This window comes from Mucilaginibacter gossypiicola (assembly GCF_900110105.1).
GTDB classification, from domain to species: Bacteria; Bacteroidota; Bacteroidia; order Sphingobacteriales; family Sphingobacteriaceae; genus Mucilaginibacter; species Mucilaginibacter gossypiicola.
Genome location: NZ_FOCL01000002.1, coordinates 959,020 through 976,953, shown reverse-complemented (window position 1 = coordinate 976,953; position 17,934 = coordinate 959,020). Strand labels below are relative to the sequence as shown.

Sequence of the window (17,934 nt, the reverse complement as noted above, 5' to 3'; positions counted from 1 at the left end):
TTCTTGCCTCTTGACTCTAAAAGTCTTGCCCCTTTCCCTAAGCCCTTGTATCATTACCATGATAAATGCTCAGGTAGCTTTCATACCTCGATAGGGTTATCTCTCCCTCTTCCAAAGCTTCAAGCACAGCGCAGCCGGGTTCGTTGATATGACGGCAATTATTAAAACGGCAGTCGTGCATCCGCTCACGCATTTCGGGAAAGAAATGACTGAGCTCCTGTTTTTCTATGTCGATAACTCCCAATTCGCGGATGCCGGGAGTATCGATGATAAAACCGCCCTGTGGCAGTTCAAACATTTCGGCAAAGGTGGTGGTGTGCATACCCTTATCGCTCCAGTCGGATACCATATTGGTGCGCAGTTCCAGTTCGGGCAACAGCGCATTGATCAGGCTTGATTTGCCCACCCCCGAGTGGCCCGAAAACAAGGTAACCTTATCTTTCAACAGATCCTGTACCTGGCTGATATTAGTACCCTGAATGGCTGATACTTCAAAGCAGGGATAGCCGATATCTTCATAAATAGCTTTATAATCGGCCAATACTTCCAGGCCTTCGTCGCTGAAAAGGTCAAGTTTATTAAATACTAATCTTGCAGGAATATCGTAAGCCTCGGCAGTTACCAAAAAGCGATCGATAAAGCCAAGAGAGGTACGCGGAGAGGCCAGCGTAACTACCAAAATAGCCTGATCAAGATTGGCGGCAATGATCTGCGCCTGCTTGCTCAGGTTAATGGCCTTACGAATGATGTAGTTTTTGCGTTGATGCAAATTGGTGATCACACCGTCTTCGCGGTCGGGCTCCATTTCAAAATCAACTACATCGCCAACAGCAATAGGATTGGTAGTAGTGATACCCTTAATACGGAACTTGCCCTTGATGCGGCAATCTATCTTTTGCCCATCGGGGGTTTGTACCTGGTACCAGCTTCCTGTTGATTTTGTTATTAGTCCCTGCATATATCGAGGTTCAAAAGTAGCAAATTAAATTTATTGAAGATTTTTTGAAACTGGGTGATAATCGCACGAAAATCGCGTTCAGAAACACGAGGCACCTACGGAGCCGGATCTGACTTTTTTATTTCCTATAAACACGACACTCCTACGGAGTGGTAAACCGACAGCGAACTCCGTAGGAGTATCGTGTTTATAGCTCTATGTCCCAGCGAGTATAGGCTCCATAGGAGCCACGTGTAATTGAAACCCAGACATATGAAGTTCAGAAACCTCGTATCTCTTAATCACCCCGTGTAATTCTTAAATAACGCACAACCCTTGATAAAACCTTTTACTTACCTTCCTCATTATCAAATCCATCATTTACTCAGCCAACTACCTGACAATTATTGCGAAAATCATAATTTGTTAAATATTCCTTGCAAATCAGAAAATAATCTACTTACTTTACAGACATTATATATGACAATTAACAACACCATTACTACAATTATTATTACCACCGGCATAAACCTCGGAGGAAGATAATCGTATGGTGTAAAAACATAAAATGAAAACCAAAAGAAAAACCTTCCTCCGCAAAGAGGAAGGTTTTTTTGTATAGAACGATTACTAACCCATAAATGAAAGTTTTAAAATTCGGAGGTACTTCCGTTGGATCTGTAAGCAGCATCCAAACCCTGTTAAGCATCCTGAAGGATGAAGTAAAAAATGATGAAAAACCAGTGGTGGTATTATCAGCCATGGGCGGTGTAACCAACCTGCTTTCGGCCATGGCCGAAGATGCGGCAAATGGCAAAGAGTTCACCGCCGGTTTGGCCGAACTGGAAAAACGTCACTTTGATACGGTAAAAGCCCTTTTGGACGTACAAAACCAAAACCCGGCACTTACCCGTTTAAAAATTCACTTCAACCAGCTGGAAGAACTTTTACAGGGCGTGCTTACCCTTCGCGAACTTACCCCGAAAACCCGCGACCAGGTGCTTGCCTTCGGTGAGCGCTGCTCAACCCTGATGGTGAGCAAAATTGCAGCGCAACATTTTGGCGATGTACTTTTTGTTGATGCGGCCGATGTGATCAAAACTGATAGCGCTTTCGGAAACGCCAAAGTAAACACCGAGCTTACCGAAAGATTGGTGCAAGGCCTGTATGCCGAAAACAAAGGCAAAACCTTGATCGTTACCGGCTTTATCGCCTCAAATGATGCTGGCCAAACTACAACATTGGGCCGCGGAGGTTCTGATTATACTGCTGCTATCTTCGGTGCGGCATTAAATGCACAGGAAATTCAGATCTGGACAGATGTTAACGGTATGATGACAGCCGATCCGCGCATGGTGAAAAAAGCGTTCTCCCTAACCGAGCTTACCTATACCGAAGCTATGGAGCTTTCGTACTTTGGCGCCAAGGTGATCTATCCGCCAACCATGATCCCGGCATTTTTAAAGAAGATCCCTATCGTTATCAAAAATACTTTTGAGCCGGAGTTTGCAGGCACCGTGATCCGCCATGATTGCAAAGCCTCCGTCCTGCCAATCAAAGGCATTTCATCTATCAACAATATCAGCATCCTCAACTTAGAGGGCAGCGGCATGGTAGGCAAATCGGGTTTTAGCGGCCGTTTATTCTCGTTGCTTGCCCGCGAGCAGATCAATGTGATCCTGATCACACAGTCGTCATCTGAGCATAGCATCACTTTTGCGGTGCAGCCACAGGATACTGAAAGAGCCAAACAAGTTATAGAGCAGGAGTTTGAACTGGAGCTTGCCGCCAAAAAACTGGAGCACCTCGTCATCGAAAAAAACCTTGCCATATTGGCTGTAGTTGGCGAAAACATGAAACAAACGCCGGGCATGTCGGGCAAGCTGTTCCATGCGCTTGGCCGTAATGGGGTTAACGTAAGGGCTATAGCCCAGGGATCATCAGAATATAATATTTCGGTGATCATCTCAGCTAATGATCTTTCAAAAGCTTTGAATGCTGTACACGATGCATTCTTTGTTCAGCTTACCAAAACCCTGCATGCGTTTTGTCTTGGTACAGGTAACATCGGCAAAACGTTGTTTAACCAATTGAATGCCCATAGCGAATATTTAAAAGATAACAACGGCATCCAGGTTAAAATAGCCGGTATCAGCAATACCCGCAAAATGACTTTCAACAGTGATGGCATTTCATTAGATACCTGGCAAAATGACCTGCAGGCATCGCCATACGAAGCCGATCTGCAATCGTTCATCAACCGGATGATAGAAATGAACCTGCCAAACTGTGTGTTTATTGACAATACCGCAAGCCCTGTGCCTATCGGTTTTTATGAAGAGATCTTTAAAGCCAATATCTCGGTGATCACTTGTAATAAAATAGGTAATTCGGGTAGCTACAAACAATACCGCACCTTTAAAGATACCGCCCGTGCCCATGGTGTCGATTTCTTTTACGAAACCAACGTTGGCGCCGGTCTGCCAATCATCAATACCCTTAAAAACCTGATGAACAGCGGCGACAGGGTGCAGCGCATCGAGGCTATACTTTCGGGTACTATATCGTTCATCTTTAATAACTTTAAAGGTGATGCCAATTTCCACGATGTGGTAAAAGAAGCACAGGAAAAAGGTTATACCGAACCAGATCCACGCGATGACCTGAGCGGTAAGGACTTTATGCGCAAAATGCTCATCCTTGCCCGCGACGCCGGTTACGCTATGGAAGAAGCCGATGTGGAAATAGAAAGCGTACTGCCAAAAGCAAGCCTTGAGGCTAAAACCGTTGAGGATTTTTATGCGACACTAAAAACAGAAGACGCTCATTTTGCCAAACTAAAAGACACCGCCGAAAAAGACGGTAAAGTTTTGCGTTACATTGGTAAACTGGAAGACAGTAAGGTAAGCATCACCCTACAAATGGTTGATGAAAATCATCCGTTCTACATGCTGTCGGGCAGTGATAACATCATATCCTTCACAACCGACAGGTACCGTGAGCGCCCGCTGGTTGTAAAAGGCCCCGGCGCAGGTGCTGAAGTAACCGCTGCAGGCGTATTTGCTGATTTAATAAACGTGGGCGCTAATTAAGAGCAGTTTTAAATCCCCTCTTGAGAGGGGGCGCGCAGGAAATGAGCGAAAGCAGGGGTGTGCTATCCAGGCGATAGGCAAAAAGCAGAAACACACCCCTCCGCCCCTCTAAAGAGGGGAATCGCACAGCCCCCGCTTAAAAGCGACGAATGATAGTTTGATATTTTGAATAATGGAAGATAATAAGTTACAAGAATTAGCCCCTACAACTTTGGCTCCCCTTTCGGGAAACGGGGGACGCGACAGCATCCACGTTTTTGCCCCGGCAACCGTGGCCAACGTGGTTTGCGGTTTTGATGTGCTGGGCTTTGCGGTTGATGAGCCAGGCGACGAGGTGATCATGCGTTTGACCGGCAAACCAGGCATCACCCTTAGCAAAATTACCGGCGATGACGGTCGCCTGCCGCTTGATCCGGCGAAAAACACGGTTAGCGTTAGTGTTCAACATTATTTACAAAGCGTTGGCCGTACCGATATTGGTTTGGATATCGAGCTGCACAAAAAAATGCCTATTGGCAGCGGTTTGGGTTCAAGCTCGGCCAGTACCGTAGCCGGTTTGTTTGCTATTAAAACCTTATTAGGCGACGATGCCGACCCGATAAAATTGTTGCCTTTTGCCATGAAAGGTGAAGAAATGGCCTGCGGTCATGGTCATGCAGATAACGTTGCCCCGGCCCTGTTTGGCGGTTTTGTGCTCATCCGCAGTTATGAGCCGCTTGATGTGGTAAGGCTGCCGCACCCTAAAAACCTGTGGTGCGCTATCGTATTCCCGGATGTGGACGTACCTACGCGTGAAGCCCGCCAGATCATCCGCAAAAACATCCAGATGAAGGATGCCGTAACCCAATGGGGTAATATTGCAGGCTTAGTGAGTGGTTTATTTATGCAGGATATCGACCTGATTGGTCGCAGTATGAAAGATGTACTGGTTGAACCGGTACGCTCCATGCTGATCCCTGATTTTTATAAAATGCGCGAAATGGCGATGGAGCTTGGCGCGGTAAGCTTTGGTATATCAGGCTCAGGCCCGTCGGTTTTTGCTTTTACTAAAGATGAAGCAACCGCCCGTGCCATCACCCAAAAGTTACAACAGCATTTAACCGGCTTAAAGATCGGCTCAAACAGTTACGTATCAACTATCAATGACGCGGGGCCGAAGGTTTTGGGATAAGTGTCAAAGTCCTGAGCTCAAAGTCGCAAGTTTTAAGTCAAAACCATAAAAAGCCATGTCATTGCGAGGTACGAAGCAATCTCCGATAAGCAGGTCCGCCCTGTACAGCTCGCGATTGCCACGCTACGCTCGCAATGACATGATGTGAAACATCCGAATTCCGAAATCAAAAAATGAAACTCTACAGTACCAATAATACCCTATCTGAAGTATCTTTTAAAGATGCGGTTTTTAACAGCATGCCGCAGGACAAAGGTTTATATATGCCTTACAGTATCCCGCGTTTGGATGATGAGTTTATCAATAACCTTGATAAATACACTCTGCCCGAAATTGCATTCAAAGTAGCTCAAAACCTGCTTGGCGATTCTATTCCTGAAGCAGATCTGAAAGCCCTGATCGATGATGCCATTAACTTCCCTGCTCCAATTGTAAAGCTGGAAGACAATGTTTATGTCCTCGAACTTTTCCACGGCCCATCACTGGCATTCAAAGATTTTGGCGCACGTTTTATGAGCCGTGTGATGAGCTATTTCCTTGAGCCCGGCGAAAAACAACTGGACGTACTGGTTGCCACCAGTGGTGATACAGGCGGCGCTGTTGCCCTTGGCTTTTTAGGCGTTCCCAATACCCGTGTTACCATCCTTTATCCAAAAGGCAAAGTGAGTGGCGTGCAGGAACAACAGCTAACCACCAATGGCCAAAATATCCGCGCATTGGAGGTTGACGGCACTTTTGATGATTGCCAGGCCTTGGTAAAGCAAGCGTTTGTTGATGATGAACTAAACGAGAGGTTCCGCCTTACATCGGCCAATTCTATCAATATAGCGCGTTTGGTTCCGCAGACTTTTTATTACTTCAATGCTTATGCGCAGTTGTTAAGGCAAGGCATTAAAAAAGTAGTGTTCTCGGTACCGAGCGGCAACTTCGGCAACATCGGCGCCGGCTTATTAGCCTGGAAAATGGGCTTACCTGTCGAAAAATTTATTGCAGCCACCAATGTTAATGATACAGTTCCCGCGTTTTTAAAAACCGGTGTTTATCAGCCCAAACCGTCGGTAGCTACGCTTTCAAACGCGATGGACGTTGGCAACCCAAGCAACTGGGTACGTATTTCCGATCTGTTTAAAAACGATACAGAAGCGCTTAAAGAATTAGTAGTTGGTTTTAAATATGATGATGAAGAAACCGTAAAAGCCATCAACTGGGTATTTGACAACTATGGTTACGTAGTTTGCCCGCATACCGCTATTGCATGGCAGGCATTAACCGACTACAAGCAGGACCATGCCGCTGTTGATACTGCGGGCGTATTCCTTTCTACGGCACATCCGTGTAAGTTCCCGGATGTTTTCAGCGAAGAAGTAGCCGCTAAAATTGATGTGCCGGAACAGGTAAAAGAATTGGAGTCAAAAACCAAACTGGCAATAGCCATCAGTAAAGATTTTGCTGATTTTAAAGGCTACCTTTTAGGGGTTGATTAATTTCAGTATTTTTAGCTGCTGGAAAAAGCTTTCAAAAGAAAGCAGCCACCAACATGTCATTGCGAGGAACGAAGCAATCTCGTAACTATGCAGATCTGCTCTGTACAGCATGCGATTGCCACGCTACCGCTCGCAATGACATGGTTGGGTAAACACCGCCGGCACCTGATTCAATACCGAAACAAAAATGCTTAACAAAACCCTGATATTTACCTGCCTTCTGGCAGTTTGCCTGACCGCCTGCAGCCGTAAACAAAAATTTGATCGTGATAAATGGGATGATGGAGACGGCATTACCTTTGCCTACCGCCCCGGCATGGTTGAAGATCTTATCGCCAGCAAGCAACTTAATGGCCTTAAATACCAAAAGGTGATCCATCTGCTCCACCGCCCGCAGTTAAGCAGCAAGGATAGCATGGTGTATGATCTCGACAGGCAATACAATAAGGGTGTCTTACTTTATACCCAAACGCTTGTCGTTTTCCTGAAAGATTCGGTGGTTACCAAAGCCGAGGTTCACGAAACCCACGCAAAAAAGAAATGATCAACACCATAATATTCGATTTAGGGGCCGTTTTAATTGACTGGAACCCGCATTATATGTACCGCACCTTGTTTGCCAACGAACAGGAAATGATAGATTTTTTGGCCAATATCTGCACTTCCGACTGGAATGAGGAACAGGATGCCGGCCGTTCCCTGCAGGAAGGTACCGATCTGCTTGTCGCCCAATTCCCCGAACATGAAGCCAATATCCGCGCTTTCTATTCGCGTTGGATAGAAATGTTGGGCGAGCCATTTCATGGCACCGTAGAGATTTTCAAGCAGCTAAAGGAAAGTGGCAAATACAAAATCTACGCATTGACCAACTGGTCGGCCGAAACTTTTCCGATGGCGCAGGAGCGTTTCGATTTTTTAGGCTGGTTTGATGGTATTGTGGTATCGGGTACCGAAAAAATGCGGAAACCAACACCGGCCTTTTACCAGATCCTGCTCGATCGCTACAATGTAAAAGCCGGCGAGGCATTGTTTATTGACGATAACTATCGCAATATCTTAGCAGCCGAAAAAATGGGGATCAAATGTATTCACTTCACATCATCAGATGCTTTAGAAGTGGAGTTGAAGGGATTGGAGATTTTATAAAAACATTGCAGATCGGCCGTGGAGACACGGCCTCTCCGTCTTGCGCACATCCGTGATGTGGGCTTAAAATGGGCTTACGTTTGTAACGTAAGTGCTGTCAATGGCGTTACAAACGCCAACCAATGTTAAGCACTCGTTACAAACGAGCGCAAGTTTATAACCCGTAGTTAGGTTATTTCGCCGGCGCAAATATAATCGCTCCGATTACTATTGCCAATATCCCGCCCATGATCAAGTAACTAACAGGATGGGCAAAATTTAGTGTCCAGCCCAGGTATTTTATTCTTTTGGGCACTATGATCCTCGCATCATCCTCATTGTAATAAAACACACCGTATTTGTAATTATTGTCATCTTCCGTTGGCTCCATTTTGTTTTGATTACCTATCAAATGTCCATTATCCAAACAACTCACTACTCAAATACCTGTCGCCCCGGTCGCAGCAAATAAACACAATCACGCCCTCTTCAAGCTCCTGAGCCAATTTTATTGCCGCAGATAACGCACCGCCGCTGCTCATGCCGGCAAATACGCCTTCAACCTTAGCCATCTGGCGGGCCATTTGAGTAGCATCTTCCTGCGAAATATCCATTACCCTATCTACCCGCTTAGCATCGAAGATCTTGGGCAGGTACTCCTCCGGCCACCTGCGAATACCCGGAATTGAAGAACCTTCAACCGGCTGACAGCCTACGATCTGCACATTGGCATTTTGCTCTTTCAAATACCTTGAACAGCCCATGATGGTACCTGTTGTACCCATAGCGCTTACAAAGTGTGTGATCTTTCCCTCAGTATCGCGCCAAATTTCGGGGCCTGTGGTTTTTACGTGCGCCATGTAGTTATCCGGGTTGGCAAATTGGTTCAGCAGAAAATATTCGCCAGTGGCGGCTTTTTCTTCGGCATAATCGCGACAAAGCTCTATGCCTTCCAGCAGGGTGACCTTGGCTCCAAAGGCCTCCATAGTAAGCGTACGTTCGCGGGTGGAGTTGGATGGCATTACCAATTCTATCTCCAAATCAAACAACCTTGCAATCATAGCCAGTGCAATCCCGGTATTACCGCTGGTAGCTTCAATAAGCTTAGTACCTGGTTTGATATCACCACGCTCAATGGCGCTCCTGATCATATTAAGCGATGCCCTGTCTTTTACGCTGCCACCGGGGTTATTACCCTCCAGCTTGGCGAAGATGCGCACTTTAGGATTAGGGTTCAGCTTTTTAATTTCTACCATAGGCGTGTTGCCTATCAGATCTATCAATGCGGCCATTATATATTTTTATTAGGTAAATGTTTTATTTCTTATGCCCGAACAATTTAATACTCAATCTTTTCAGTACCCTGTGATTTGGTGTATGATAAACCCTTGAATTGGGTGGCAGGCTTTTGGTGAGCCAAACGTTCCCCCCTACCACACTGTTGTGGCCTATAACGGTTTCGCCACCTAAAATAGTAGCGCCGGAGTAAATTACTACATTATCCTGCACTGTAGGGTGCCGTTTGGTGTTGGCCATGCTTTTATCTACACTTAAGGCCCCCAGGGTAACACCCTGATACAGCTTTACATGCTTGCCTATTTTACAGCTTTCGCCGATAACAATACCGGTACCATGATCTATATAGAAATACTCGTCTATCTGGGCGGCAGGATGGATATCTATCCCCGTTTTAGAATGCGCATATTCCGTAAGGATCCTTGGTAACAGCGGAATATCATCAACATAAAGACTATGCGCCAGCCGGTAAAGCGAAATGGCGTAAAAGCCCGGATAGGTACGGATCACCTCAAACTCGCTGCACGCAGCAGGGTCACCGTTAAAAATGGCCTGGATATCGGTATTCAAAACCCGGAACAACTCTGGAAGGCCTTCAAAAAACTTTTTGGCCAGCTTTGAGGTATCGCAGTTACTGCATGCTTTGGTGGCGTGCATAATTTCGCACAGTTCATTCTCAAGCCTTAAAAACTCATCCTTCAGCTCTTCAACCGAAGCATATTGCTGCCCGGTTTGTTCGGGGTACAGCAAATGAATAACTTTTAGTGCCCAGGCCGTAATTTCCCTGTTTGAAGGTACAGCCTCCAGTTTTTGCTGCTTAGCAAATATATGTTGGTAAAAATCCTGACTCATGTTTTATGGTGGGGCTGTTTTGGGAAAACAACCATTAACAGTACAAGTTTATATAAAAGATTGTTGTTAATATGTAAAATGAGCCGGATAATTGATATTTGAGTGAATTTAACCTATGCAAAACCATGAAAGATCAAATAATTGAAACCATAACAGCCTTATTTGCCGGGGCCGACGAGCGCGACTGGGGCAAAGTTAAAAATGCCCTTGCCGAAAATGTAGAGCTTGACTATGGTTCTATGACCGGCAACCCGGCAGGCATTGTACCTGCCGAAGGTATCATTACGGCGTGGCGTGGTTTTTTGCCCGGTTTTGATAAAACGCATCACCAGCTGGCCGATTTCTATGTAATGCAAAACGGATCGGCAGCGCTTGTTCATTATTATGGCAAAGCCGATCATTTTATTGGCGATGAGCTTTGGACTGTTGAAGGCACCTACGATACCGAACTTATTGAAACCGATGACAAATGGATCGTTACCAAACATAAACTTAACCTCATTAAGCAGGATGGCAATATGGATTTACCCGCACAGGCGGCGGCAAGGGTTTCTGAGCGAGGGTAATAATAAATTATGTCATTGCGAGGAGCGGCAAGGATAGAGCGCCGGGCGACGCGGCAATCTCGTAGCCCGGCATAAATACTTGCAAATCCGCTCTGCGTCCGACGAGATTGCCACGCTGCGCTCGCAATGACATAGTTTTTGATTACATCGCCTGCTCCCGGCTTTTTCGTCGGCTTAACCCGGCCTGTAAAACTACCGAGATTATAATGATCAACAGGCCTGCATAAAACGATACATTGAGTTGCCGGGATTCGTTGAATAAAATCATCGCCAGTAAAATACTATAAACTGGCTCGAGGTTAAACGTCAGATTAACTGTAAAGGCAGACATCTTCTTTAAAACCTCGGCTACCATAACATAAAGCCCAACCGTGCAAAAAAGCGATAAAAGCAGCAAATAAATTATATCTAATGTGCCAGGTAGTATCGCTTTTGAAGGAAAGAAATGAAGATATAGCGGCGATGCTATTACCAACGCAATAGTTCCGGCCAGCATTTGGTAAAGGTTCATAGCAGTTGCATCGTACTTTTTAACCAGCCGCTCATTAAAGATTGTATACAACGACGCCAGAAAAGACGATATAACCCCAAGCACAATGCCTGTACGGAATGAGGTATCGAAATGGAAGATTAAACCAATGCCAGCCAGCGTGAGTGTGCTTAACAACAATTCGGTTATATTAAATGGCTTCCTGTTTATCAACGGGGCCAAAAACGCAGTAAAAAAACTGGTAAGGCAATAACAAACTACGCCCACAGAAACATTGGAGTATTTGATGCTTGCATAAAAGAACACCCAGTGAAAGGCTATCAATAGTCCGGCCTTACCCATTTCCGTGATGTTGCTCCATGAATATTTAAATTGCGGCCTTTTGATCCAAACGATAATTACCAGGAATAAAAAAGAAAACAGGGTGCGGTAACAGGTAAGCAGGTATTCATTTAAAGAAATAAGTTTCCCGAATACCCCGGTAAAACCAGCCAGTATTACAGCTATATGCAACAGAACAAATGTTTTTTTCATTTTTTGCTAAATTAAGAATAGGTTGGGCAAAGCATAACAATACCCGCAATTGCCCGCATTGAATAAATTGTTTTGAAAATGGTGTTGAAAATCCAGACCCGATAGAATTATCGATAATCTGTTAGCAAAAAAGAGCTGGTGGCGAATCATTGAAAAACGGCTCCGACGCAAGGATGTTGCGGATAAGGGATTTCGAAGTCCCTGCGGTTCCATATTTAATGTTTGCTGTGATCATTTGTTGATGAGCCAAAGATAGGGAAAAGTTTTATTTAATCTCTGCCGCCAAATAATGATATTACTATCGAGTCCAATAGCTAAGTTTAACTTTAATGTATTTACCTTTATTGGTTCTTCTATAATAATAGGCGAAATAGTCATACTTTTTCTTGACTATAGAGTCGCCAAGCTTTACAGAGTCAAAATCAATTCCTTCCCATTTCCAGCACGGAAAGGTTTCCCTGGCCCCCCGAATCACTAAATCAGGCATTTTTTTAGGGGGTATTTGTAACTTTTTAAGCACGATGCCATTATATGATTCAAGGTAGTGTAAATCTATTTCAACATAAGTATCCCATACTGCAAATAAGATAATTATACACAATAAAGGAATTAGCTTGATCTTATTAACATCCATATCACTAATATAAAACAAAAGCCCCGGCAATTGCCGGGGCCTGTACTTCTTAGATAACTCAAATGCTTAATTCAGATACTTGGTAATATCCTCAGATAATGGAGTTGTTTGTGACCTGAAACGGTGGATCAGTTTACCGTTTTCATCTATCAGGAATTTTTCAAAGTTCCATTTAATGTCGCCGGTAAAATCAGGGTTTGGAGCTGTTGTAAGGTATTGGAACAACGGATCGATATCCAAACCTAAAACGCTTACCTTACCGCTCATCGGAAATTTTACGTTGAAATTTTCTTTGCAAAAGGTTTTAATGTCCTGGTTAGTACCTGGCTCCTGGCCGCCAAAGTTATTGGCAGGGAAACCTACTACAACCAGCTTGCCTTTGTATTGCTCAGATAGTTTTTCCAGATCGGCGTATTGTTTGGTAAAACCACATTTTGAGGCGGTGTTTACGATTAATACTTTTTTGCCTTTGTATTTAGCCAGGCTAAAATCTTTGCCGTCGATTGTTTTCAGTTTAAAATCATATACTGATGATGGTGCGGCAGCAAATAACAGGGCGATGATGAGTGCCAGTGTTTTCATGGTTTTTTTACAATTGATTGTTAATAATCCAGCATAAAAGTAAGGCTAAAAATTTCTTTTAGCTAAGTACTCATCTTCTTTTTGTGTCATTTTTTGCTTTGTAACAACACTTTTATCCGTGTAACCCAACAGGTGCAGTGCCCCATGGATGATAACACGGTGCAATTCGTTGGTTTCGCCGGTTTTAAATTTGTCTCCGTTTTCGCGGATGCGATCTATCGAAATAAAAATATCACCAACAATATCCCCCTCAACTTCCGAATTATCAAAAGTTACGATATCGGTAAAAGTATCATGATCAAGATATTGCTGGTTTATTTGCAACAGGTATGCGTCTGAGCAAAAAATGTAGTTAAGCTCCTTCAGTTTAAAGCCCTCAGCAATTACTGTTTCCTTTATCCATTGCCTTAATTGCGCTTTTTGTTTCGGCTTAAAAGTAGTGTCTTCTTCAAAAAAATTAATAGCGGGCATCAGATCTTAAAGTGAAGTTCAATTTCATTACCAGATGCGTTAAAGATGCACTGATCGGCAAGGTGTTTAATGATAAACACTCCGCGACCAGTCAGGTTCTCGAGGTTTTCGGGGGCTGTAGGATCGGCAAGGTTATTATAGTCAAACCCCGGGCCTTCATCGGTAACTGTCCAGATAATACGCTTAGGGTCAACTTCGGCATTAACAATCACTTTTTTAGTCTCGTCCTGTTTGTTACCATGCATGATGGCGTTAATAACCGCTTCATTAAGGCAGGTCATCATGTTAGCAAAAGTATCTTCTGCAACATGATATTTATCAGCAATTTCTTCTATCAGCTGCTCAAGCAACGTTATGCTCTCCGGTTTTGACGGCAGCTGCAACGTGTATAGCTCGCTGGTTTGAACATTTGCCTCTTCCATATTATTTGGCATTAAGTTGATCAAAGTAAGATTTTATTTTTTGTTTATAATACAAATTAAGTGCCGGAGATACCGTTCTGATCTGCTCCGTCTGCTTTGCTTTTTGTTGTTGGTACCCCTGCAGTGCCTTTATATATCCCGGTGGCAAATCCTTCCCCGCGTTGCTCTCTCTTTGCTGATCCTGATCTCGTTGCTGCTCGGCCTTTTCGGCCTCCAATAACCGGGTTTGTATTTGCTGCTGCCTTTTTAGCGCGTCATCTGTTATCTTCCTGTTTACGAGATCACGTTCGGTTTGTTCCATTTCTTTCGAAATTTTATCCAAATTGCCCAATCCTCCGGTCCCGTCTTTGTTTTCGTCCCTGTCAATTTGTTGCAAAGCCTGACGTATCACCTGCTGCTGACGTGCCATTTTAGCAAACTGCTCGCTCATATTGCCGCTATTTCCCTGCTGGCCTTTCCCCTGGTTGCCTTGCTGCTGCATCTGTTCGCGGGCCTTTTGCATATTCTGATTTAGCTGCTGCTGCATTTTTGCCAATTGCGAGATTGACTGTTGTTTCCCCTTTCCTCCTTTACCACCTTTATTCATCATTTTTTGCATTTGCTCAAGCGCTTCGCTCAGCATGAGGGCCAGGTTGTTCATGGATGTCATGGCGTATTGCTGGTTGCGGTTTGCCTCAAGCGTGCGCCTGTCGCCCAGAAACTCGAGCGCCTGGTCAATATGCTCATTGATACTCGTGATCTCCTTATTCACTGTCGACTGGATCTGCGGCACCCTTCTGCTGATGGCATACAGGCTGTCTTCAGCCGTTTTCAGGTTGTCTTTAATATCCTTTTGACTTTGCGACAGCGTAACATATGATGGATCTGTAGGGTTAGTGTTTTTTAGCGTCTGCATCAGTTTTTCCTGATTAAATGAACTGTTAACCAGGCTCTTTAACAACTCCCTCAGTTGCTGGGCATCAACAGCATTCTCTTTCGATTCGCCTTCGTCGCTGTCTTTCTGCATTTTAGCGACAAGCTCTTTCATTTGTTTTGCTGCCTGCTGCTGTGATTTTGAAGCCTTTGAGTTATCCTTTTTTTGCAGATCGCCGGAGCTTTGATCCATCTGCTGTTCGATATCTTTTGTTTCTTTTTCGGGGTTTTGAAAGTCGGATTTACGTTCGGCCTGGTCGTTGGTTTTCTGTAATTCATCAAAGCCCTTTTTCACATCCTGAAAATCCTGCCTCAGCTTATCCTGCTGTTGCTGCAGACTCTTTTGATCGGCCCCGGGTTGCTTGGTTTGTTCCGATAACTTTTGCTGCTCATCGGCCAGCTTGTTCAGCTGATCGAGGTTTTGGTTGAGCTTTTGTTCAAATTCAAGCTTTTTATAAAGCTCCAATACCCTGTCCAATTCCTTTTTTAACGATTTATTATCCATCTGCATTTTGGATAATTCGTCGCGTGTAGCATCTTTCTGTTGTTCATTTAACAATTGCTGCAGGTTTTGAAGCAACTCTTTTGTTTTTTGATCAAGCACATTATTAAACAGGTCTTCTATCTGTTTTTGCTTTGCCATGATCTCTTCTGTTTGCTGCTGGTTTTCCTGGCGGTTGTATAAATTCTTCTTGTTATCTGCCTGGATATCTTTTACTAAATCTTCCAGGTCTTTCCGTTTTTGCATCAGGTCTTCCACCTGCTTTTTCTCATCAAACGACAGTGCATTTTTATTGAGCAGGGTCTGATTTAGCTTTTGCGCATCGCGTTCAACCTGCCCGGCCAGCTTAATGGCAGATTGCATTTTTTCTTTTATCGCTTTTGTCCCGGCATTTAACTGTTGGTTAATCTCCTTGTTATCAGGGACATTTAGTGTATGTTTTGCTGTACGCGCTGTTTTGTGTCCGGTCACTTCGTCATTATCAGCAACCTCAAAAAAGTAGCTTACATGGTCGCCGGGATTAATGCCCATCTCCTTCAGGTTCCAATAGTAAAAGAAATCGGTTTGGGTTTGGGCCAGGTCTGCATTAACTTTTTTGGTAAATTCTTTTGCCTTGTTGTTGCCTGCTGCTTCGATTGTATAATGAAACGTTAGCGATGAAAAACCATGATCATCCTGGATTTTACCGTTAAAGTAAAACGCTTTCATACTTACCGAATCGGGCTTTTCATCAACCGAGATAGCTGGAGCTTCGTCAGTAACAACATTGATGCGGTATATGGCCGAATCACTTTGGTTCACCAGTGCATTAACCGGCAAAAGCTTATAGATCGAATTTTTCAATACCCGTTCGCGGTGTTCAAATAAGTCGGCTCCGTTTTGCACGGCTGGGTGACTTTGCCCGTTCATATCAAACATGAGCGCACTTGCATATTGGGTATGCAATTGCCAGCTTACTGTTGTACCGGCAGGTATTGTCAAATCACCAGCGTTTAGCAATCTTTCATTTTTTTTATGGAGATAGCCCGGATAGTTCAGTTCAACATCAAAATGCAACAGCGCCGGCCTCTGGTTTACTTTAATTTCGTAAACCGCCGAGCTGAACCCGTTGCCCGAAAATTTAAAACGCGTGTTTTGCTGCAGATTACTAAACTGATAATGAAAACGGCTGATGTTGTCTTTATCCAATTTAAAAGTGTTTTCACCTGTTTCAACATAAACATCGGCAGGGAGCTTATCTCCTTCCAGTTTTAGGTCGAGTTTTAAATCGTTTCCCTGAACAACCGACAGTGTTTTATTCAGCACAATAAATTTGAACGGAGCGGCTGGCACAAAATACTCGTTATGCCTGATCAGTCTTTTTGTACTTTCGGTTAGTACCGATGGCGCAGCAAATGCAATGATGATAATTACCCCCAGCGGACCGAGCGCCCATTTTAAATATTTTGTATTCTCTTTAAGATTAATGGCCGAGGGAAAACTTACCGGTTTAAGCGCCTCTATTTTTTGATCGATACTGGCTTCAATCAATGCACGGTGGCTTTCATCTTCGGCAGCAAGCTTTTTAAGTTGCAGGGTGTTGAGCAGTTTGTCATGTACATCGTTAAAATGCCTGCCTATAATTTCGGCCGCTTCATCATGCGTTAACGTTTTGCCCAATTTAAGCCAGGCCAGCAATGATGGTAAAACCAGCCAGCAAACCAGTACTGTATTGAGCAGGATAAAAAAGTAAAAAAGGATGGTACGCAACAGGATACTGAAATTGCCAAAATATTCGCTCAGGGTAATAACCACATAAGCGGAGAACAGACCGGCACCTAAAAATATTAATCCGCGCAGAAAGTTATTGAAGTAATACTTCCGGGTGAAAGTATTGATTTTGCCAAGCAAAAGTTCATAATTTTCTGTCGAGGCCATACTACGGGTGAAAAAACGTTAACTACACACGCTTTATTAAACGCGAAAGCTATGTATTATATATAATACGCGTTGGTTTAAGTTAAAAATTAAAGCAATAATAATAAAATGTTAACTGTTTATGACAAATAAAAGTTGATTGTGCTGCTTTGTTGATAATGCATAACATTTAACAATGTCATGGAGAAAAATTTAGGGGACCAAACTATTCAACCTCTTCAACCGCTTCTTCTTCGTCTGCCCCGGCAGGCTCCAATTTATGCAGCCAAATTCCGGCTATACCTGTAATTGAATAAGGGAATATAATTACTGCGATTGAAGTTACTGCCGAAACATTTTTTTCGAAAAGCAACTCAAAAAAGGGTAACATGGTAATTATGAGGATAGCCGTGGTTAAAAACTGCTTTATGTAAAACGGATCCTTTTTCTTTGACAAGGAGTATACCGCTATCCAAAATACAAAGGCAAAGGGAATAGTAACCAGGAGGATCATATCTGCAAAAATGATATAATCCTTTTTTATTTCATCAATAAGGCTTATTTCGGGGCTTTCGATCATAAACCAGGATAGCACAAGGTGCAGCAACGGAGCTATGATCACCATCAGCAACCAAACTTTTAAGCTATATGTAAATGACCTGTTCATAATTTATTAAGGGAGCAAACAAGATACATAGCTGTTAATAAAATAACAATAGGCTTTTGCTTATAAACGTTGAATAATAGCCGGTTAGCACGTTAATTACAATAGCATAACTATTGCAAACGCCCATTTGTATTATAAATGAATGATTATACCAGCGGATATTAAAACAGGTTTACAGATAAAATATAGAACTGTTTTTTTGTATAAAAATTATATCCGGAGCAGTAGAATTTTTTGCTGTCGGGCAGGCAATATCAGAGCTTTGAACTCCTCAAAAAGGGCCGGGATTAGCGCACTAACT

General features: G+C 43.6%; 17 protein-coding genes. 6 read left to right on the top strand and 11 right to left on the bottom strand.

The features are described 5' to 3' along the window. Positions 1–37: 37 nt before the first annotated feature. Positions 38–958 carry a ribosome small subunit-dependent GTPase A gene (gene rsgA / locus BMX50_RS09605; RefSeq protein ID WP_091210269.1) on the bottom strand — a complete coding sequence of 307 codons (921 nt, stop codon included), beginning with the start codon at positions 956–958 and terminating at the stop codon, positions 38–40. Between the two features lie 620 nt (positions 959–1,578). Here rsgA and thrA point away from each other — a divergent pair. From thrA to BMX50_RS09580, 5 genes are all read left to right on the top strand, one after another. Further along, positions 1,579–4,029 carry a bifunctional aspartate kinase/homoserine dehydrogenase I gene (gene thrA / locus BMX50_RS09600; protein WP_091210268.1) on the top strand — a complete coding sequence of 817 codons (2,451 nt, stop codon included), beginning with the start codon at positions 1,579–1,581 and terminating at the stop codon, positions 4,027–4,029. A 172-nt stretch (positions 4,030–4,201) separates the two neighbouring features. After that, entirely contained in the window at positions 4,202–5,200 is a 999-nt protein-coding gene (locus BMX50_RS09595) for a homoserine kinase (RefSeq protein WP_091210267.1), read from the top strand. A gap of 173 nt (positions 5,201–5,373) precedes the next feature. Next, on the top strand, positions 5,374–6,684 hold the full coding sequence (gene thrC, locus BMX50_RS09590; protein ID WP_091210266.1) for a threonine synthase: 1,311 nt from the start codon (positions 5,374–5,376) through the stop codon (positions 6,682–6,684). A 187-nt stretch (positions 6,685–6,871) separates the two neighbouring features. Then, entirely contained in the window at positions 6,872–7,228 is a 357-nt protein-coding gene (locus BMX50_RS09585; RefSeq protein WP_091210265.1) for a hypothetical protein, read from the top strand. Continuing rightward, the gene (locus BMX50_RS09580) at positions 7,225–7,830 is read left to right on the top strand and encodes an HAD family hydrolase (RefSeq protein WP_091210264.1); all 606 of its coding nucleotides are present in this window, start codon (positions 7,225–7,227) and stop codon (positions 7,828–7,830) included. The genes BMX50_RS09585 and BMX50_RS09580 overlap by 4 nt, the downstream gene beginning before the upstream one ends. A 172-nt stretch (positions 7,831–8,002) precedes the next feature. Here the strand turns inward: BMX50_RS09580 and BMX50_RS09575 are convergent, their stop codons facing one another. Genes BMX50_RS09575 through epsC form a run of 3 tightly spaced genes read right to left on the bottom strand, consistent with a single transcriptional unit; the run spans position 8,003 to position 9,957 of the window. Beyond that, positions 8,003–8,200, bottom strand: coding sequence for a DUF5808 domain-containing protein (locus BMX50_RS09575; RefSeq protein WP_091210366.1), 198 nt, complete (start codon positions 8,198–8,200; stop codon positions 8,003–8,005). A gap of 28 nt (positions 8,201–8,228) precedes the next feature. After that, a complete protein-coding gene (gene cysM, locus BMX50_RS09570; RefSeq protein ID WP_091210263.1) occupies positions 8,229–9,101 on the bottom strand; it encodes a cysteine synthase CysM in 873 nt (290 codons plus the stop codon). Positions 9,102–9,126: 25 nt separating this feature from the next. Beyond that, the gene (gene epsC / locus BMX50_RS09565) at positions 9,127–9,957 is read right to left on the bottom strand and encodes a serine O-acetyltransferase EpsC (RefSeq protein ID WP_091210262.1); all 831 of its coding nucleotides are present in this window, start codon (positions 9,955–9,957) and stop codon (positions 9,127–9,129) included. A 125-nt stretch (positions 9,958–10,082) separates the two neighbouring features. On the opposite strand from epsC, the gene BMX50_RS09560 reads away from it, so the two are divergent. Next, positions 10,083–10,523 (top strand): nuclear transport factor 2 family protein, encoded by a 441-nt coding sequence (locus tag BMX50_RS09560; RefSeq protein WP_091210261.1) that lies wholly within the window; start codon positions 10,083–10,085, stop codon positions 10,521–10,523. A 142-nt stretch (positions 10,524–10,665) separates the two neighbouring features. Here the strand turns inward: BMX50_RS09560 and BMX50_RS09555 are convergent, their stop codons facing one another. From BMX50_RS09555 to BMX50_RS09525, 7 genes are all read right to left on the bottom strand, one after another. Further along, on the bottom strand, positions 10,666–11,547 hold the full coding sequence (locus BMX50_RS09555; RefSeq protein WP_091210260.1) for a DMT family transporter: 882 nt from the start codon (positions 11,545–11,547) through the stop codon (positions 10,666–10,668). A gap of 298 nt (positions 11,548–11,845) precedes the next feature. Then, positions 11,846–12,181 carry a hypothetical protein gene (locus BMX50_RS09550; RefSeq protein WP_091210259.1) on the bottom strand — a complete coding sequence of 112 codons (336 nt, stop codon included), beginning with the start codon at positions 12,179–12,181 and terminating at the stop codon, positions 11,846–11,848. Between the two features lie 66 nt (positions 12,182–12,247). Then, a complete protein-coding gene (locus BMX50_RS09545) occupies positions 12,248–12,763 on the bottom strand; it encodes a glutathione peroxidase (protein WP_091210258.1) in 516 nt (171 codons plus the stop codon). A 45-nt stretch (positions 12,764–12,808) separates the two neighbouring features. Then, the gene (gene ybeY / locus BMX50_RS09540; RefSeq protein WP_091210257.1) at positions 12,809–13,234 is read right to left on the bottom strand and encodes an rRNA maturation RNase YbeY; all 426 of its coding nucleotides are present in this window, start codon (positions 13,232–13,234) and stop codon (positions 12,809–12,811) included. After that, positions 13,234–13,656: an ATP-binding protein gene (locus tag BMX50_RS09535; RefSeq protein WP_091210256.1), complete on the bottom strand. Its 423-nt coding sequence runs from the start codon at positions 13,654–13,656 to the stop codon at positions 13,234–13,236. Before BMX50_RS09535 ends, ybeY begins: the two co-directional genes overlap by 1 nt. 1 nt (position 13,657) lies before the next feature. Next, entirely contained in the window at positions 13,658–16,987 is a 3,330-nt protein-coding gene (locus BMX50_RS09530) for a DUF4175 family protein (protein ID WP_091210255.1), read from the bottom strand. A 205-nt stretch (positions 16,988–17,192) separates the two neighbouring features. Continuing rightward, complete coding sequence (locus BMX50_RS09525; RefSeq protein ID WP_091210254.1) at positions 17,193–17,633, bottom strand: hypothetical protein; 441 nt, start codon at positions 17,631–17,633, stop codon at positions 17,193–17,195. Positions 17,634–17,934: the final 301 nt, after the last annotated feature.

Excerpts from the sequence above, each read along its gene's own strand:
- BMX50_RS09550 (WP_091210259.1), bottom strand. The coding sequence starts at position 12,181 with ATGGATGTTAATAAGATCAAGCTAATTCCTTTATTGTGTATAATTATC.
- BMX50_RS09545 (WP_091210258.1), bottom strand. The coding sequence starts at position 12,763 with ATGAAAACACTGGCACTCATCATCGCCCTGTTATTTGCTGCCGCACCA.
- BMX50_RS09595 (WP_091210267.1), top strand. The coding sequence starts at position 4,202 with ATGGAAGATAATAAGTTACAAGAATTAGCCCCTACAACTTTGGCTCCC.
- BMX50_RS09530 (WP_091210255.1), bottom strand. The coding sequence starts at position 16,987 with ATGGCCTCGACAGAAAATTATGAACTTTTGCTTGGCAAAATCAATACT.
- rsgA (WP_091210269.1), bottom strand. The coding sequence starts at position 958 with ATGCAGGGACTAATAACAAAATCAACAGGAAGCTGGTACCAGGTACAA.
- thrC (WP_091210266.1), top strand. The coding sequence starts at position 5,374 with ATGAAACTCTACAGTACCAATAATACCCTATCTGAAGTATCTTTTAAA.
- thrA (WP_091210268.1), top strand. The coding sequence starts at position 1,579 with ATGAAAGTTTTAAAATTCGGAGGTACTTCCGTTGGATCTGTAAGCAGC.
- cysM (WP_091210263.1), bottom strand. The coding sequence starts at position 9,101 with ATGGCCGCATTGATAGATCTGATAGGCAACACGCCTATGGTAGAAATT.
- BMX50_RS09585 (WP_091210265.1), top strand. The coding sequence starts at position 6,872 with ATGCTTAACAAAACCCTGATATTTACCTGCCTTCTGGCAGTTTGCCTG.
- ybeY (WP_091210257.1), bottom strand. The coding sequence starts at position 13,234 with ATGCCCGCTATTAATTTTTTTGAAGAAGACACTACTTTTAAGCCGAAA.
- BMX50_RS09555 (WP_091210260.1), bottom strand. The coding sequence starts at position 11,547 with ATGAAAAAAACATTTGTTCTGTTGCATATAGCTGTAATACTGGCTGGT.
- epsC (WP_091210262.1), bottom strand. The coding sequence starts at position 9,957 with ATGAGTCAGGATTTTTACCAACATATATTTGCTAAGCAGCAAAAACTG.
- BMX50_RS09535 (WP_091210256.1), bottom strand. The coding sequence starts at position 13,656 with ATGGAAGAGGCAAATGTTCAAACCAGCGAGCTATACACGTTGCAGCTG.
- BMX50_RS09560 (WP_091210261.1), top strand. The coding sequence starts at position 10,083 with ATGAAAGATCAAATAATTGAAACCATAACAGCCTTATTTGCCGGGGCC.
- BMX50_RS09525 (WP_091210254.1), bottom strand. The coding sequence starts at position 17,633 with ATGAACAGGTCATTTACATATAGCTTAAAAGTTTGGTTGCTGATGGTG.
- BMX50_RS09580 (WP_091210264.1), top strand. The coding sequence starts at position 7,225 with ATGATCAACACCATAATATTCGATTTAGGGGCCGTTTTAATTGACTGG.
- BMX50_RS09575 (WP_091210366.1), bottom strand. The coding sequence starts at position 8,200 with ATGGAGCCAACGGAAGATGACAATAATTACAAATACGGTGTGTTTTAT.